16 protein-coding genes are annotated in these 16,472 nt (G+C 33.7%); 1 reads left to right on the top strand and 15 read right to left on the bottom strand.

Going from position 1 to position 16,472, the window contains the following annotated elements; translation table 11 throughout:
* Positions 1-20 precede the first annotated feature (20 nt).
* From IEV77_RS04975 to IEV77_RS04935, 9 genes are all read right to left on the bottom strand, one after another.
* Positions 21-950 (bottom strand): mevalonate kinase family protein, encoded by a 930-nt coding sequence (locus tag IEV77_RS04975; RefSeq protein ID WP_188462415.1) that lies wholly within the window; start codon positions 948-950, stop codon positions 21-23.
* Positions 951-986: 36 nt separating this feature from the next.
* Entirely contained in the window at positions 987-1,334 is a 348-nt protein-coding gene (locus IEV77_RS04970) for a four helix bundle protein (protein ID WP_188462413.1), read from the bottom strand.
* A 62-nt stretch (positions 1,335-1,396) separates the two neighbouring features.
* Complete coding sequence (locus IEV77_RS04965) at positions 1,397-2,485, bottom strand: diphosphomevalonate decarboxylase (protein ID WP_188462411.1); 1,089 nt, start codon at positions 2,483-2,485, stop codon at positions 1,397-1,399.
* Positions 2,486-2,566: 81 nt separating this feature from the next.
* Positions 2,567-3,112 carry a DUF1697 domain-containing protein gene (locus tag IEV77_RS04960; protein WP_188462409.1) on the bottom strand — a complete coding sequence of 182 codons (546 nt, stop codon included), beginning with the start codon at positions 3,110-3,112 and terminating at the stop codon, positions 2,567-2,569.
* Between the two features lies 1 nt (position 3,113).
* The gene (locus IEV77_RS04955) at positions 3,114-3,377 is read right to left on the bottom strand and encodes a type II toxin-antitoxin system RelE/ParE family toxin (RefSeq protein ID WP_188462407.1); all 264 of its coding nucleotides are present in this window, start codon (positions 3,375-3,377) and stop codon (positions 3,114-3,116) included.
* Positions 3,367-3,618: a hypothetical protein gene (locus IEV77_RS04950; protein WP_188462405.1), complete on the bottom strand. Its 252-nt coding sequence runs from the start codon at positions 3,616-3,618 to the stop codon at positions 3,367-3,369. The genes IEV77_RS04955 and IEV77_RS04950 overlap by 11 nt, the downstream gene beginning before the upstream one ends.
* Before the next feature lie 117 nt (positions 3,619-3,735).
* Positions 3,736-4,947 (bottom strand): BaiN/RdsA family NAD(P)/FAD-dependent oxidoreductase, encoded by a 1,212-nt coding sequence (locus IEV77_RS04945; protein WP_188462403.1) that lies wholly within the window; start codon positions 4,945-4,947, stop codon positions 3,736-3,738.
* Complete coding sequence (locus IEV77_RS04940; protein ID WP_188462401.1) at positions 4,944-5,633, bottom strand: glycerophosphodiester phosphodiesterase; 690 nt, start codon at positions 5,631-5,633, stop codon at positions 4,944-4,946. Before IEV77_RS04940 ends, IEV77_RS04945 begins: the two co-directional genes overlap by 4 nt.
* Position 5,634: 1 nt before the next feature.
* Positions 5,635-6,501: an acyl-CoA thioesterase gene (locus IEV77_RS04935; protein ID WP_188462399.1), complete on the bottom strand. Its 867-nt coding sequence runs from the start codon at positions 6,499-6,501 to the stop codon at positions 5,635-5,637.
* Positions 6,502-6,702: 201 nt separating this feature from the next.
* On the opposite strand from IEV77_RS04935, the gene IEV77_RS04930 reads away from it, so the two are divergent.
* Positions 6,703-7,416, top strand: a complete 714-nt coding sequence (locus IEV77_RS04930) for a hypothetical protein (RefSeq protein ID WP_229736577.1) — start codon at positions 6,703-6,705, stop codon at positions 7,414-7,416.
* On the opposite strand, the gene IEV77_RS04925 is transcribed toward IEV77_RS04930, so the two are convergent.
* The 6 genes from IEV77_RS04925 to IEV77_RS04900 form a co-directional block, all read right to left on the bottom strand.
* On the bottom strand, positions 7,413-8,633 hold the full coding sequence (locus IEV77_RS04925; protein ID WP_188462395.1) for a bifunctional alpha/beta hydrolase/OsmC family protein: 1,221 nt from the start codon (positions 8,631-8,633) through the stop codon (positions 7,413-7,415). The genes IEV77_RS04930 and IEV77_RS04925 overlap by 4 nt on opposite strands.
* A 23-nt stretch (positions 8,634-8,656) precedes the next feature.
* Positions 8,657-9,202: a peptide-methionine (S)-S-oxide reductase MsrA gene (msrA, locus tag IEV77_RS04920; RefSeq protein WP_188462393.1), complete on the bottom strand. Its 546-nt coding sequence runs from the start codon at positions 9,200-9,202 to the stop codon at positions 8,657-8,659.
* Positions 9,195-9,650, bottom strand: coding sequence for a peptide-methionine (R)-S-oxide reductase MsrB (msrB, locus tag IEV77_RS04915; RefSeq protein WP_188462391.1), 456 nt, complete (start codon positions 9,648-9,650; stop codon positions 9,195-9,197). Before msrB ends, msrA begins: the two co-directional genes overlap by 8 nt.
* Positions 9,651-9,876: 226 nt before the next feature.
* Positions 9,877-11,553 carry an alpha-amylase family glycosyl hydrolase gene (locus IEV77_RS04910; RefSeq protein WP_188462389.1) on the bottom strand — a complete coding sequence of 559 codons (1,677 nt, stop codon included), beginning with the start codon at positions 11,551-11,553 and terminating at the stop codon, positions 9,877-9,879.
* A gap of 1 nt (position 11,554) precedes the next feature.
* A complete protein-coding gene (locus IEV77_RS04905) occupies positions 11,555-12,985 on the bottom strand; it encodes an alpha-amylase family glycosyl hydrolase (RefSeq protein WP_188462387.1) in 1,431 nt (476 codons plus the stop codon).
* A 4-nt stretch (positions 12,986-12,989) separates the two neighbouring features.
* Positions 12,990-16,472: a TIM-barrel domain-containing protein gene (locus IEV77_RS04900; protein ID WP_229736576.1), complete on the bottom strand. Its 3,483-nt coding sequence runs from the start codon at positions 16,470-16,472 to the stop codon at positions 12,990-12,992.

The following is a 16,472-nucleotide window of genomic DNA, read 5'->3' as shown; positions in this document are numbered from 1 at the left end:
AAAGAAACCATTTTTATGCTTTAAAAATTATAAACCACTTCTAAGTTATAATTTTTAAGGGATTGTTTTGCTTTGTCGATATCTTCAGTAAAACCTAAAATATATCCACCGCCACCAGAACCACAAAGTTTTAGGTAGTACTCATTAGTTTCAATACCTTTTTTCCAAAGCTCGTGGAACTCTAGAGGAATCATTGGCTTAAAATGATTTAAAACCACTTTAGACAACTTCTTAGTGTTTCCAAATAAAGATTTAATATCTCCATTTAAAAAATCATCAACGCAAGCATCTGTATGTTTTATAAATTGAGTTTTAATCATTTTTCTAAACCCTTCCTGTTTCATGTTTTCCATGAAAATACTAACCATTGGCGCTGTTTCACCAATAATACCACTATCCAATAAAAACACAGCGTTTTTACCTTCGGAGTTTTGTGAAGGAATTCCAGTGGCTTCAATATTATCTTTAGAATTGATAAGAATTGGAATACTCAAATAACTATTTAAAGGATCTAAACCTGAAGATTTTCCGTGAAAAAAAGATTCCATTGCAGAAAACACACCTTTCAACTTTAAAAGCTTTTCTCTGGTTAAATTCTCTAAAACAGTAATTTTATCAAAAGCATATTTATCGTAGATCGCGGCGACTAAAGCACCACTACTACCAACACCATAACCTTGAGGAATTGAAGAATCAAAATACATTCCTGCCTCAACATCTTTCTTAAGATTATCAAAATCGAAAGAAACTAAAGATGAATCAATTGTTTGAAGAAAATCTACGTAACGTTTTAAACTTTCGTTTGATTTTACTGCAATTTCAGAAGCATCATTATTCATCTTTAAAGCACCATTATAAAAATTATAAGGTATGGATAAGCCTTTAGAATCTTTAATAATTCCGTATTCTCCGAAGAGTAATATTTTTGAGTAAAAAAGGGGTCCTTTCATTTTTTTAATGAAAAATTAATAATGCAAAGTTAACAATTAATCTTTAGATGATTTAACAATACTAACTAATAATCGCAACATTTCCTGCGATTTAGGCTTAAATTTCTCAAATTCATCTGCATTTAAAAAATTGGTAGCATGAAGCAAATCAAGCCAATAGTCAGTTTCATTAGCTTCTTTAAGGCTAATTGACATTTTATTTATGAAATCGGGTTTACTTTGTGCAAACTCCGCTTCTCTAACATTTGCACCAATAGAAGTCCCTGATTTTAAGAGTTGCCTTGACATAACATACTCTTTTTTATTATAGGCTAAATCTTTATAAAGATTAACGATATCTACGGCAAAATCGAAGCTTTTTTCCTTAATAATATTTGGTTTCATAATGACTTACTTTTTATTAAACTACTTAAAGTTAATCATTTATAATTATTAATTATTCCTTTTTAATTATTAATTAATTTGGCGCCAAATCCAATTTGGTCACAAATATATTGTTCGTTTTGACAATATGCAACTAATTCATCCTTAATGAACTCTAAGATTACCTTAGCTTCCTTTTTTGGATACAACACATGTACATTCGCTCCGGCATCTAATGTAAAACCAACATGTAATCCGGTATCTTTTCTAAAATCCCAGATTTTATTGATAATTTCAAGCGTGTTTGGCTTCATTAATATAAAATACGGCATACTTGTCATCATCATGGCATGAAGCGTTAAGGCTTCACTCTCAATTAATGCAATAAATTTATCTAAATCGCCAGATTCTAATATTAGTTTCAAGGCATTCAAGTTGTCATGAGCTTGTTGAAATCTATTTTGTGCATACGGGTGGTTATGCATTAAATTATGACCAACCGTACTGCTTACTTGCTTTTCACCTTTGTCGACTAGAAGAATAGTATCTTGATAATCTTTAAATTTTTCGTGTACTTGATAGGGATATTTTGTGGCTAATAAATTGCTACTTCCTTCTATAACATCTGTTTTGCCCCAAACAATTAGATCGCCTTCAATACTTCTACTTGCAGATCCAGACCCTAAACGCGCCAAGAAGGATGCTTTTTGATTGAAGTATTCGTCTGTCACTTCGACTACGCTCAGTGACCGTTCTAAACTCATTAAACACAAAGCCAAGGCACTCATTCCTGAGGCTGAAGAAGCTATTCCAGAACTATGTGGAAACGTATTCGACGTTTCTATTTGAAAATGAAAGTCCTTTAAAAAAGGCAAATAAACCTCAACTCTTTTGAAGAATGTTTCGATTTTTGGTTTAAAATCGTCCTTTTTCTCTTCATCTAAGAAGATTTCGAATGAAAAATCATTGTCACGCTCCTTCTGTGTAAAAGTTAGATTTGTAATTGTTTTACAGATATTTAATGTAAAACTGATGGATGGATTTTCCGGAATTTGATCCTTCTTCTTTCCCCAATATTTTACCAGAGCAATATTACTTGGCGATTCCCAAGTAACGGTTCCGTTTTCAATTGATTGTGAATATGCTTTAGGAATAAAGTCTTTCTCTGTCATTTACTATTTTTCTTCGGACAAAGACTGTCTAAAGACAGGTTTTTAATTTGTTCGTTTATTGTATGCAAAAATAGTAAATATCTAAGGTTCTTTTTCATTTTCTAATGACATTGCAATTAATTTTACCATGGTGTTATAATTTCTGGCTGTTGCAAATGTGTTTAGTTTCCTTTCAAAAATGGTTGCATTGAATTTAGCCTTCCCAAATCCTTTCTCACAATAAAAATAAATGCAATCGTTGATAATTTGATATTCTTCGCCTTCATATACTTTTTCTGAAGCTACTTTCACCAAATCTCCAGTTGAAGTTTCGTGCAACATCATAAAATAACTAGCCTTCTTTTTTTCTTCTGAAAATGGACTATCATTAAATATCCGTTCCAAATCCTGCCTTTTTTTTACCTGAACAAACACTTCAAATCCAAATTGCGCTAAAATGGCTTTCTGAATTTTATTTTCGATTGTATTGGCTTTTTCTGATGATTGAAAAATCACATTCCCACTTTGAATATAAGTTTGCACCTTTTCAAAACCTGCTTTCTCTAGTAATTGACGCAAGTCTGCCATTGGGACTTTTTTGTGTCCACCAACATTGATTCCTTTTAAAAGTGCGATGTGTGTTTTCATTTTAGAAATCTTGATTTTGATTTATAATTCTTAAAATAATTATCTTGTCTTTAAAAATCGAGTAATGAATAGAATAATGGAACTTTTCCAAATTTACAATTCGCACTTTTTTATACCTTACCTGAAATGCTTTTGGCATTGAACAAATAACCCTCAGTTGGTCAAGCAAATCATCTTTAAATTCATCTTCCTTATCAAATAATTTCAAATAACAAAGAGCCTTATGCAACTCTAAATCAGCTTCGTTAGAAATTTCATAATTCACGACCATAACGTTTTAGAACTTCTGAAAGTGGTGTAGTTTTTAGTGTTCCATTTTCCATCCTCTCCAGCATATCGTCCATCATCGCTTTATACTCTTCGGATGGTTCACTATAACGCAAAGCTGTATCTTCTAACATGTATTCAAGATAATTTTTTAGGGAACGCTTTTGAAGTTTTGCTTGCTTTTCAAGAATTTCAATGGCCTTATTGTCTAACTCGATTAATTTTTTTGTTTTTCCCATGATATATAGATTGTATATAGTAAATATATATATTATATATAATATTCGCAAGTAAGTTGTAAAATAAAACCAACTAGGTTTTTGAAAATCAGTAGATTAAAAACCGAAATTAGTACGTTACAAAGAAATATTCTTAGCCACAATAAAGGCGCCTGTCCATGCATTTTGAAAGTTAAATCCTCCAGTTATCGCGTCTACATTGATTACTTCTCCAGCAAAATATAAGTTCTTATGAATTTTACTCTCAAACGTTTTAAAGTTAATTTCTTTTAAATCGATTCCTCCAGCGGTAACGAATTCTTCTTTGAAAGTGCTTTTCCCATCAACTTCAAAAACTGCTCGGGTAAGTTGAGAAGCTAATCCTTCTAACTGATTTTTATTTAAATCGGCCCAGCGGCTTTCTTGGTCCATACCCGATGCGAAAACCAATTTATGCCATAAGCGTTTAGGCAAATCAAATTGGGTAGACTTATAAACTGTTTTTTTAGCTAATTGCTGTTTTAATTCTTTTAAATGGTCTAAACAGTCTTCAAAAGATTGCTTGATAAAATTAATTTCAACCTCAAATTTATAATCGCGTTCGGCCAATTCAATAGCTCCAAAAGCTGATAATTTCAAAATTGCTGGCGCACTCATTCCAACATGAGTTATTAGTAAAGGACCTTCAGAACACAAGTTGGTTCCAACGACCTTAATCTCTACATTTTGAGCTACAACTCCAGGAATATCATTAATTCTTTCATCTTTTATGTTGAAAGTAAATAACGAAGGAACAGGTTGCGAAATGCTATGTCCCAAGTCTTCAAGTAAATTCCAGATCTTCGGATTACTACCTGTTGCAATAATTAATTTTTCTGATAAAAATTCACCTTGAGATGTTTCAACAACCCAAAGATTATCATCTACATGAATCGATTTTACCGCATGGTTATATAATATCTCAACTTGATGTTTTTCAGCTTCATTTAAAAAACAATCAATAATAGTTTGTGAAGAATTTGACTCCGGAAACATCCTACCATCTTCTTCTATTTTTAAAGGAACTCCTCGCTTTTCAAACCATTCGATCGTATCTCCTGTCATAAATTGATGAAAAGGACCTAATAATTCTTTTTCGCCTCTAGGATAATTTAATACAAGTTCTTGAGGAATAAATTCAGCATGAGTCACGTTGCACCTTCCTCCTCCAGAAATTCTAACTTTTTGAAGGCCTTCTTTTCCTCTTTCAAGAATGGCAACACTTAAGTTTGGGTTTTGTTCAGCAATATTTATGGCCGCAAAAAATCCTGCAGCTCCACCCCCAACGATAATAATATCTTTTTTTATCATAGTCTATCTGGAAAATCAGAAATTATTCCGTCTACGTTATAACTTTTCATTCTTTCAATGGTTTGCTCTTCATTTACTGTCCACGTGTACACTTTAAAACCCTTAGTCTGAGCACGAATTACGTTTTCAGAAGTTAATAAAGCAAAATTAGGATGAATTGCACATGCTTTTACTGTTTCGGCAAATTCAATAGCTTCCGCGACGCTTGCTTTTGTTAAAATACCTAATGGCATCTGTTTGTCAATATTAAAAACATCTTGAAGTTCGCGATGTTGAAAACTAGACACAATAAAATCGGAGTATTTCCAAGCTTTTTCTTTGATGTATTTCTGAAGGACCTCACATGTTTTTGAGGCTGTATGCCTTCCTTTTAATTCAACATTCAAAAGACATTTTTTATCAATGACATCTAAAACTCCTTCTAAAGTTGAAATGGTGTATTGACTATTTACTTTCAATTGTTTTAATTCCTGAAGCGACATTTTTCCAATTTCGCCAGTACCATTAGTCATTCTATCTAAGGTGAAATCATGAAATACCACTAATTCTCCAGAGGCACACAAATGCACATCTATTTCAATACCATCTACACCAAAGTCTAGTGCTTTTTGAATGGATTCTAATGTGTTTTCAGCAACATAGCCTTTAACTCCACGATGTCCTATTTTTAAACAAGCATGTGACATTTTATTTGATTATTGGACGCATTAAACCTTCTTGAGCAATAGAAGCAACAAGTTTCCCATCTCTAGTAAAAATATTTCCTTTGGCAAAACCTCTAGCATTCGACGTACTTGGAGATTCCAAAGAAAAAAGCATCCAATCGTCCAAATCGAAATCTCTAAAATACCACATGGAATGATCTAAACTTGCTGTTTGCAAATTCCCCCAATGTGCTTTACTAGCATGAGGTTGTATGGCAACCGATAAAATATTATAATCTGAAATATAGGTTAGCAACTTTTGTTTTGTAGCTAAATCTAATTTAGATGTATCTCCTTTTAATTTAAACCAGATGTCTGCATAAGGAGGCAGGTTTTTCTTTTCAAAAGGATTTGGAATTACCGTAGGTTTGAATTCTATTGGTCTTGGAATTTCTAAAAAAGCTTTGGTTTTTTGTGGTAACATGTCTCCAAATTGTTCTAATATATCAGTCCAACTCATTAAATCTTCAGGTTGGACAATATTTGGATCCATTTTTATTTGATGATCATAGCCTTTTTCTTCCTTATGAAAGGATGCAGAAAGAATAAAAATAGCTATTCCTTTCTGACTAGCAGTAACGCGTCTCACTGAAAAACTTCCGCCATCTCTCATAATACTAACTTGATACTCAATAGATACATTCAAATTACCTGCTTCAAGAAAATAAGCATGCATCGAGTTCAGTACTCGACCGTTGTTTATGGTTCTGTAAGCCGCATTTATGGCCTGAGCAAGCACTTGTCCGCCAAATACATTGGGACTTCCAACTGGTTCACTTTTCCCTTCGAAGTTATTCTCCGAAAGTTGATCTAAAATTAAAATATCTAATAAGTCTTTTACAGATGTCATAAAAAGGGAGTTAAATGCTATATTTTATCAAAACTATTAAATTCATTTTTGGGTTGGTCTCATTTTTATAATTAGTTTTGAAAAAATCCTATTTTATTTGCCTTAATGATCCGTAACCAATTCTATATTATATTTTTAACTCTTCTACTATCATCGTGTAGTAAAGGGCGTTTAAATAAAACAGCGAGTTTCCCTTTATCCTTGAAAGAAGCTTCCGCCGCTGAAAAAGTAGTAGGTTCCCCACTTATTTGGACTATTGAAGATTCGAAAAATTCCAATTCCTTATTTGGTGTTGACACAAATGGGAATCTTGTAAGAGAAATAGAAATCAGCAACGCTAAAAATATTGATTGGGAGGAATTAACTAGCGATAGTCTAGGCAATATTTATATTGGAGACTTTGGAAATAATAAAAAAGAAAGGGATCACTTCACCATTTACAAAGTACCAAACCCTGAAGGTATTGCACATAAAACTTTTGCCGATCTTATAACTTTTAAACTACCCAAAAACGTCAAACCTCTCAATTTTGAAGCCTTTTTTATATATAAAAATCATTTCTATATTCTAAATAAGAAAAAGAAGGAAACCATGTTATTTAAAGTCCCAAATACTATTGGAAACCATACTGCAGAATATGTTTGCTCTTTTAATTTAGAAAATGGTGGCAAAATTACATCTGCCGACATAAGTAAAGATCAAAAAACGATTGTCTTCCTAAATAAAAATACGATTTGGAAAATAACCAATTTCGACACTGATGATTTTTGTAATGCGACAATAGAACCCATATCATTAAACCATATTTCACAAAAAGAAGGTGTTTGTTTTAAAGACAATAGCACAATTTATATTACAGACGAACGTATTTGGTTTATAGGTGGCAATATTTATACCTTAAAAATAAGTGATTAATCTAGGAGCTCGGTTTCAATAACAATTTCACTTTGAAGAGTTTTATGCACTGGACATTTAGAAGCTATTTCTTTTAACCTTTGCTTTTGAGCCTCATCTAAATTTCCAATAAATTTCAATCTCTTTTGAAGATGATCTATTCGCATAGGCTTCTCAACATCAAGCATTAAATCGTCACTATGTTTTTTAGAGTAGGTTATATATGCGAAAACTTCCTGTAAATCCCATTTCTTGCGTTCTGCATAAAGTTTCAAGGTCATGACTGTGCAAGCAGCAAGTCCTGCACTTAAAAAATCATATGGCGATGGCCCAAAATCGTCACCACCTACACTTTCAGGTTCATCAGCAAGAAAATGATGCTTTTGAGTTTGAATTGAGGTAGTAAAGTTGTCTTCTCTTAAATTTAAATGCGCTACTAATTGTTCCCCTTCGGTAGATAACATGTCATTATCTTTAGGTTCAAAATAGCGTTCTACCCAAGTGCCAATCATATTTCCAACATACAAACTATCACGTTTATTTGAAAGTAAATGATCTGCCTGATCTAGACTTATAAAACTTTTTGGATGATGTGCATCGTGATACAATTTATTCGCATTTTCAATACCAACGATAGTATCAAAAGGCGCATGCATAATCAATAACGGTTTGCGTAAGTTTTTTGTGATTTCTGGTAAATTTGTTTTGCTAAAATCTTCAACAAATTCTTGATTTATTTTAAACGGTCTGCCTCCAATATTAATTTCCACTTCACCTTTTTCTTTAACATCCTCAATACCATGCGAAAACAAATGTGTAACATGCTCTATTGTTGCTGGCGCTCCTATGGTTGCAACAGCCTTAACATTATCAAGTTTAGAAGCCGCAACAATAACAGCTGCACCACCTAAAGAATGCCCAACTAGCAAACCTGGAGCTTGGTAATTCTCTTTTAGAAAATCGCTTACGGCTAACAAATCATCAACATTTGCAGAAAAGTAACTTTCAGAAAATTCGCCTTCACTTTTTCCTAATCCTGTAAAATCAAAACGCACGACACCAAACCCATGACTTGTAAGTGATCTACTAATGTTTTTTACAGCGTTAAAATTACTATTGCAAGTAAAACAATGTGCAAAAATGGCAAAATGATTGGGCTTTTGGTTGGCAGGCAATTCCAAATAGGCTTGCAATTGATGTCCTTTTTTGTTCTGAATATTGAGTTTCGTAGTATGCATCTTTTAGGTGTTTTATTTTTGTATTAGGCCGTTTTCAATTTATCAGCATGAAGTTTACGTAGCTTAGCTAGTTTTGGAGTAATTACAAAACTGCAATAGCCTTGTTCTTGGTTATTCTTGTAAAAATCTTGATGTTCCATTTCGGCTTCATAGAATATCCCCAATTTACTTATTTCAGTTACAATTGGATTTTCATAATATGAAGAAACTGCACTTACAACTGCTTCAGAAATTTCCTTTTGCATTTCGTTATGGTAATAAATTACCGAACGATATTGTGTCCCTCTATCTGCACCTTGACGATTTAAAGTAGTAGGATCATGTGTGGTCATAAAAATGACTAAAATGTCTTCATAAGAAATAACATTCGCATCAAAAGTTACTTGAACAACCTCTGCATGACCTGTTAAGCCTGAACCTATTTCTCTATAGGTTGGTTTTCCCGGAACAGTTCCACCTGTATATCCAGAAACTACTTTTTCAACTCCTTTTACCTCCTCAAAAACAGCTTCTGTACACCAAAAACAACCACCACCTAAAGTAGCTCGTTGTATATTTTTATTATTCATTTGTATCTCTTTCTAATTGAATGGATTCTGAATTTACACAATATCTCAATCCGCTAGGCTCTGGACCATCTGGGAATACATGTCCTAAATGTGCATCACAAGAATTACACATGACTTCTACGCGAACCATTCCAAACGCCATATCTTTTTCATATTTAATAGCATTAGGTTTTATAGGTTGTGTAAAACTTGGCCAACCTGAAGTTGAATCAAATTTTATAGTTGAATCAAACATTGGTGTATTACAACATAAACAATTATATATTCCGGCTTCATGGGCACTGCAAAGTGCACCACTATTTGGATGCTCGGTCCCTTTTTGTCTTGTAATTCTAAATTGCTCTGAAGTTAATTGTGCTTTCCACTCAGCTTCAGATTTTTCAACACGCTTATCTGGTATTGGATTTCCATTGACAGAATAATTAATAACATCTTTCCAAGTTAGCATAATGATCTTTCTAATTTAATTAATATTTGAATGCTTTTAGCTCATATTGGTCGACAGATAACCCGTAACCTTACAATACAAAAGTACAGAAAACAAAAAGCTTCAACATGATGTTGAAGCTTTTACTTATTTGGTGGAACCGAGAATGTATATAGAGTAATACCTGTTAAGACCTGCAGATAATATATGTATTCATGAAAATACAAATCTTTTCAGTTTCCAAAGTTTATTTTTTTTCTAAGAGAACGATATCAAATTCAGACTCTATAATTACTTTTCCATTTTCGACTGTGAATTCTTGACCTGAATAGGCATCATGTAAAAGATCTCCATCAGCAAATACTGAAGACACATCCATTGTTTTTGTTCCGCTATTTAGGTCTAAACCAATAATGACTTCGTCTGAAAACCCATTATTGTTATAGCTCCTTTGAAACACATAAGGTTCTTGGGAAATCATCTCGTGAATTCCGGCACCAACAGCTGGATGATTGGCTCTAAACTTACCTAATTTTTGCCAGTGATTTAAAACGGTTTTGGTTTCATCATTATTTTGAATGGCTTCCCAATTCATATTTGATCGTAATGTTGCATCACCATCCGTACCATCTATAATAAGACTTCTAGCTGATTCATCTCCATAATAAACCTGTGAAGCTCCTGGTGTTAGTAAAAGCATGTTAGCGGTTTCAAAAGTTTTTTCTCTAGATGGATCGAAAGGCTGACTGTCATCATGCGAGCTTAAATAATTAAGAACATTGGAACCTTTCAAACTGGTCTGCAAAGAATCTGAATAACTTTTAAAAACTGCTTCTTTAGATTGTTGAGCAACATTCCATTTTAGTTCGAAATTTATTAGAGCATCAAAGGCACCATCAAAATAATTAACTTTTTTATCTCCAAAATCAAAGGCCTTCCCAGCCGAGATTCCATAATTATAAACTTCACCTACCATATAAAAATCGTTATCGTCCAAAACCTTCTCTGGATTTTCTGTTTTATAGGTTTCAAATGCCGAGTCGCAGACGTCTCTAAATTCTTGCCAAACATAAGCTTCAGTATGTTTCACTGTATCTACCCGGTAGCCATCGATTCCATAATCCGTAATATAATCTGACAACCATTTCATGATATAAAAACGTGGTGCTCTTGGGTATCCTGTTCTCTCAAAAAAGGCATCTAACTGAGCTACTTCCTCTTCGTATCGACCTTCAGCTTTCCATTTCTCTACTAATTGAGGAGGTAAATCTACTTCTTCATTACTTTCAGTTTTAATATCTGGCAAATTCTTTACTAAGGTACACGTAACCGTATTTTCGTAATTATCATATTTACACTGTGGTTCTGTACGTACCCAACCGCTTGGCCAAACGGGATCTTTATCTGTTACTGGTCCGGTATGGTTTATAACAGCATCTAAAAGAACTCTTATGCCATGCTTATGAGCCGACTCTACTAATTCCTCTAGATCTTCTTTTGTACCGAAATTCGGATCGATAGCAGACCAGTCTTTTGTCCAATAACCATGATAACCATAGGTAGTTCCCGTTCCTTCGTCTGTTCCTCCGTGAATTTGTTCCACAATAGGTGTCATCCAAATGGCATTAATTCCTAAATCGTTGAAATAACCTTCATTGATTTTCTGTGTGATGCCTTTTAAATCGCCACCTTCAAAACCACGAAGTTTTCCTGTTTCTTTGAATCTATCAAAGTTAAGATCGTTTGAACTATCGCCATTATTAAAACGATCTGTTAATAAGAAATAAATATTAGCAGCCTGCCAAACAAATGGTGTTTGAGGCTCTATGACTTCTACTTCATTTTCTATAACCACATCCGTTTGGTTCTCTTTACAAGAACTCATGGTTAAAAACACAACTATTATGATTAAAATATGACGCATACTAATTCACAAAAATTTTATATTCCCAAGGCTGTAGGGTCATAGATTGGTTATTCAAAACTATCTTCTCATCAGCCATATAATCTAAAAACTCACCTTCTTCTTCTATTGTAAACGTTTGTGGTTCGTTAGAAAAATTCCCTAAAAGGGTTACAGAATTCCCATCTTTAGTTCTAGTATATTTTAAAACATTGACATTATCCGTTTCTAACTGAAGTGCCGTAGCTTTTTGCTTACCTCCATTCAAAGCTGGATTTGTATTTTTAAGTGCTCCTAATTTTTTTAAATCGTCCCACGCAACGCCTTTAGTTTTTGGAATAGAATCCTTTTCAAAAAACAATAAACGGTGATCTAAACCATACTCCTGTCCTGAATAAATTAAAGGCATACCTGGCATGACATAACTAACAGCTAACATTAATTGAGAGGCATCACCCATACGCTCTTTAACGGCTCCATTCCAAGAATTCTCATCATGATTGGTAATGAAATTCATTAAAATATCGTCGTCTTCATAATCGTTTGAAACCTTGTTTATGTAGACATTTAAATCCTCTAGATTTTTATCTCCATTAGCTAAATCATTTAATAAATGGTGTCCATCCCAAGCATAAGCCATATCAAAAAGATCTCCTTTTAATAATTCTGGTTCCCAAGCTTCAGCTAACATAAAAATATCCTTTTGATTTCTTAACTGAGGAATAGCTTGTTCCCAGAAATCTGTAGGTACAGAACCTGCAACATCACAACGGAGTCCATCTACACCTTCTTCATTTAACCAATAACTCATATCCTCAATCATTTCAATTCGCATCTCCTGATTATCATAATTTAAATCGGCAACATCTGTCCAATCTGTTCCTTCAGGATGAATGACTTCACCTTGTTCATTTTGAGTATAATATTCCGGATTCGTTTTTAACCATTCATGATCCCATCCTGTATGATTAGGCACCCAGTCTAAAATAACATAAATACCGTTTTCATGGGCTGTATTTACTAATTTTCTAAAGTCTTCAATGGTTCCAAATTCTGGATTTATTTTGGTAAAATCGGTTACGGCATAATAACTCCCTAAATATTTACCTTGCTCGTCTTCTGGGAAGTCGCTAGCAAACTTACTATCTTCTCCTCCAGTCGCTTTACGCTTGGTTTCTGAAATTGGAAACACAGGCATTAACCAAATAATTTTCACACCAAGCTCTTTCAGTTGTGGAATATCTTTAGTGAATTCATCAAAAGTTCCTTCAGGCGAATATTGACGAATATTAGCCTCATAAATAACAGCTGTTTCCATAACGTCGTCTGACATTGGAGCTAGTTCAACAACTTCTACATCTTCAGTTTCTACTGTTTCCACTTGATTTGCCTTATCTTGTTTACAAGAAAATGTAACAAACATAATGGCCAGTACTAAAATTAACTTCTTCATTATTTTATAATTTAACATTGATTTCTAATTCTTTTGAGGTTTCCCAAATTACAGGAATTGAAAGGGAATTTTTTTCTGAATCCCAATTAACAGTTACTTTTTTTCCGTCTATTTTAATGGTTTTTGGTTGCCAATTCACATTATGAATAATAAGATCTATATTTTTTGTGCTGGTTTTATAGTTCGAACCTGTTTCAGCTTCAAAATCTATTTCTAACCATTTTTCTTCAATTTCTGCTTCAAAAATGAGTTTCTCATATTGCTCTTTTTCAAAAGCATTCAGTGTAGTGCCATCATCATTATATATAAAACGTTCACTTTCTTCTACTGAATTATCATGGTAATAATGTAAATCGAAATTATCTAGGCTATAGTTTTTAGTAGATTGTACTAATTGTGCCAAAGAAATAAATGCACCTGCTTTTACATAGGTTGGTATGTTTTCTATTGAAACTGTAACGTCTTTATTTTGACCTCCTATGAATTTTTCATCAGTATAGAAATCAAACCAAACATGATTTTCTGGGAAATAGACTTGCTGAACAGTCACATCCGGATTGACGATAGGTGTAACCAAAAAATCTTCACCCCAATAATATGTGTTGGCGTTAATTAACTGTTCGTTATTTGTAGGTTCATCAAAAAATACCGGACGCATAAGTGGGCTTCCTGTTTGATTATTTTGAAAGGCTATTGTGTAATTATATGGCAATAACTGATAACGTAGCTCAATAGCTTTTTTAGCACGATTTTTCGTTTTCTCTTCTCTAAATATAGGCTCACTAGGCACTTCTTCTTGTGCATGAGGTCTAAATATTGGTTGAAAGACACCGTATTGAAGCCATCGGGTATATAATTCATCATCTAGATTCGCCCCTGCAAAACCACCTAAATCGCTATGCATATATGCTAAACCTTGCATGGCCATTTGTAAAGCTATTTCGGTTTGACTTTGCAAGCCGCCCCAAGTTCTATTCACATCGCCAGACCATGGCACAAGCCCGTAACGTTGTGACCCAGAATATCCAGCACGCATTAAAACAAACGGACGTTTATTTGGATTCACTTCTAGACTAGCTTCATAAACCAATTTCGCCCAATCATGGCCGTAAATATTATGAACCTCATCGGCAGTTCCTGTGGCATGAAGTAATTCTGAAGGATGCACTTCTGGTTCTCCTAAATCTCCCCAAAAACCGTTGACACCTTGTAAAGCTAAATCTTTATAAATGTTTTTAAACCATTGTTCTCCTTTCGGATTGTAAATATCGATTAGGCCGGTATTCCCAAAATAGAAATCATAAGTAAACGGATTTCCAATAGAATCTTTTGCTAAAATATCTTCCGTTACAGCTTCTTCCCAACGATTAGATGTTGTTAATATAAAAGGTTCTGTAATTAAAATGGTTTCTACATTTTTGTTGTGCAAATCCTTGATCATTTGCTTCGGATTAGGAAAGGAATCTCTAAAAAATTCTAGGTTACCCATGGTGCCTTGAATGTTTTTTCCAAACCAATATAGATCTAAAATAATGGCATCTACAGGAATATCTTCATCTCTAAAGGTCTCGATGGTTTCCATCACTTCCTTTTGTGAATGATACCCAAAACGACTCGAAAAATTACCAAAAGCCCAACGTGGCAACATGGGTTGTTTCCCTGTTAAATCGGTATAATTATCAATAAGATCTAACCATGAATCTCCAACAATTATTTGGTAGGTTTTACGGCCGGAAATGGTTTCGTAAGTTAAAGTATTGTCGTTTTGACTGTCTAAATCTAAAAACCCGATGGGTGCATTATCAAAATGAATCATGTATTGATTAGAGGAGATTACTATAGGTAAGGTAAAATTCATCAACTCACTTCTCTCCTCATAACCATAATGTGCTTTATTATATAATTCTAATCGGTTACCACGACGATTCATTCCTAGCGCTCTAGCACCTCCTCCATATAACACTTCATCTTCTGTTAAATTGAATTGAATGGTCTCAAAATCATCCGTTTTTTGATAGCCATTTTTTTCGGAAGTAATTGGGTTGCCTTTGTAGGAATATGAAATTTTGAAAGGCTGTTTTTGAACTGTAATTTCAATGCCTTCCGAAGAAATAATCGTTTTATTTAACTCCGCTACCGAAACTATTTCCAGTTTTTTTGGTTTTAAAACCACTGCGTGAGATTGATTTTTAAACACTTCGCCTTCTGGAATAAATGTCGTTTCTATAATTTCTGGTGAATAAAATTTAATCTGATACTGTCCATCACTTACATTGATATTCAAACCAGAATCAGTTTCTTTTAAACTAACAAATTCACGTTCGTTGATAGCTTCTGGGAATAACCACAATATTGTTTCTTCAAAACCATTTCTCCAAAGATCTTCATTGTGTTTTCCTTCCGCGACAACTTTTGACTGTATATTTTTTGGAGGAAAACCTTGAGCTTTTAGAACGTTAATTATATTATTCATATCACTAGCTGTCTGGCTTATTTCAGAAAAAGCAGTATTCTCACCTTCTTTTCCACCAGCCAAAAAGTAAATTTTAGTGTCTTGAATTTCTCCATTTGTTTTTGAAAAATCTGACACTTCAGGTGCAAACCAAAAAGCAGGAGAATACACACCTACTTTTCCAAATATATCTGGATATTCCAATGCGGCATAATAAGAAATTAATCCTCCCATGGAACTGCCTATAATAGCGGTATTACTTTTATCAGTGAGCGTCTTATAATGATTATCAACATATGGTTTTAGTGTATTGACAATAAATTCCATGTAGGCATCACCTTCTCCTCCCCCATATTCATCATTTTTCCATGGAGAATATTCATCCAAACGTTTATCTCCTCCATGATCAATTCCGACAACTATAAGTTCAAAATTATGTTCCTTGAATAGTTTATTTAAGGTTTCATCAACTTCCCACTCATTTGAATACGATGAGGTCCTTTTATCAAACAAATTTTGAGCATCGTGCATATAAACAACAGGAAAGGATTTGTTGGATGTTTTATAATTTGGAGGCAAATACATCCAAACACGTCGCTTTCTATCCAGCTGTGAAATTTCAAAATCTTCTGATATAATGGAAACATTTTTTGTTGCCGTAGAAACGTTTTCATGGTCGAAAAGATTATCCCAACCAGCAATTTGTATTTTTATAGTATCGTTAGGCTTGTTGAATGCATAGGAACGGTTATCAATACTTAGTCCTTGGCTAGTGCATTCAGCAGATTCCCATGATCCTTGGGTGAATTTAAATGTCAGGTTTTCTGATGACTCTGGAAATGTAATAAAGTAAGAATTCTCTTTTTTCTCAAGCTGATATTCCTTTTTGCCTCCAGACCAACCATCAAAATTTCCTGAAATAAAAACAGTTGCATTCTCGGGTGTATTCTCTGGAAATTCATCAACCACAATGGTCACTTGAGCCAAACTGTTAAATCCAATTAGCAACCCTAAAAAGCAAGCGAAATTTTTCAT

Source organism: Xanthomarina arctica, from assembly GCF_014638915.1.
In the GTDB taxonomy this organism is placed as follows: domain Bacteria; phylum Bacteroidota; class Bacteroidia; order Flavobacteriales; family Flavobacteriaceae; genus Xanthomarina; species Xanthomarina arctica.
The sequence above is the reverse complement of the archived record's forward strand: the minus strand, read 5'-3'. Positions and strand labels throughout refer to the sequence as shown.

Bases quoted from the DNA above. Each gene is read 5' to 3' on its own strand.
- IEV77_RS04960 (WP_188462409.1), bottom strand. From the start codon at position 3,112: ATGAAAACACACATCGCACTTTTAAAAGGAATCAATGTTGGTGGACAC.
- IEV77_RS04910 (WP_188462389.1), bottom strand. From the start codon at position 11,553: ATGCGTCATATTTTAATCATAATAGTTGTGTTTTTAACCATGAGTTCT.
- IEV77_RS04975 (WP_188462415.1), bottom strand. From the start codon at position 950: ATGAAAGGACCCCTTTTTTACTCAAAAATATTACTCTTCGGAGAATAC.
- IEV77_RS04945 (WP_188462403.1), bottom strand. From the start codon at position 4,947: ATGATAAAAAAAGATATTATTATCGTTGGGGGTGGAGCTGCAGGATTT.
- IEV77_RS04925 (WP_188462395.1), bottom strand. From the start codon at position 8,633: ATGCATACTACGAAACTCAATATTCAGAACAAAAAAGGACATCAATTG.
- IEV77_RS04940 (WP_188462401.1), bottom strand. From the start codon at position 5,633: ATGTCACATGCTTGTTTAAAAATAGGACATCGTGGAGTTAAAGGCTAT.
- IEV77_RS04965 (WP_188462411.1), bottom strand. From the start codon at position 2,485: ATGACAGAGAAAGACTTTATTCCTAAAGCATATTCACAATCAATTGAA.
- IEV77_RS04905 (WP_188462387.1), bottom strand. From the start codon at position 12,985: ATGAAGAAGTTAATTTTAGTACTGGCCATTATGTTTGTTACATTTTCT.
- IEV77_RS04935 (WP_188462399.1), bottom strand. From the start codon at position 6,501: ATGACATCTGTAAAAGACTTATTAGATATTTTAATTTTAGATCAACTT.
- IEV77_RS04900 (WP_229736576.1), bottom strand. From the start codon at position 16,472: ATGAAAAATTTCGCTTGCTTTTTAGGGTTGCTAATTGGATTTAACAGT.
- IEV77_RS04950 (WP_188462405.1), bottom strand. From the start codon at position 3,618: ATGGGAAAAACAAAAAAATTAATCGAGTTAGACAATAAGGCCATTGAA.
- msrB (WP_188462391.1), bottom strand. From the start codon at position 9,650: ATGCTAACTTGGAAAGATGTTATTAATTATTCTGTCAATGGAAATCCA.
- IEV77_RS04970 (WP_188462413.1), bottom strand. From the start codon at position 1,334: ATGAAACCAAATATTATTAAGGAAAAAAGCTTCGATTTTGCCGTAGAT.
- msrA (WP_188462393.1), bottom strand. From the start codon at position 9,202: ATGAATAATAAAAATATACAACGAGCTACTTTAGGTGGTGGTTGTTTT.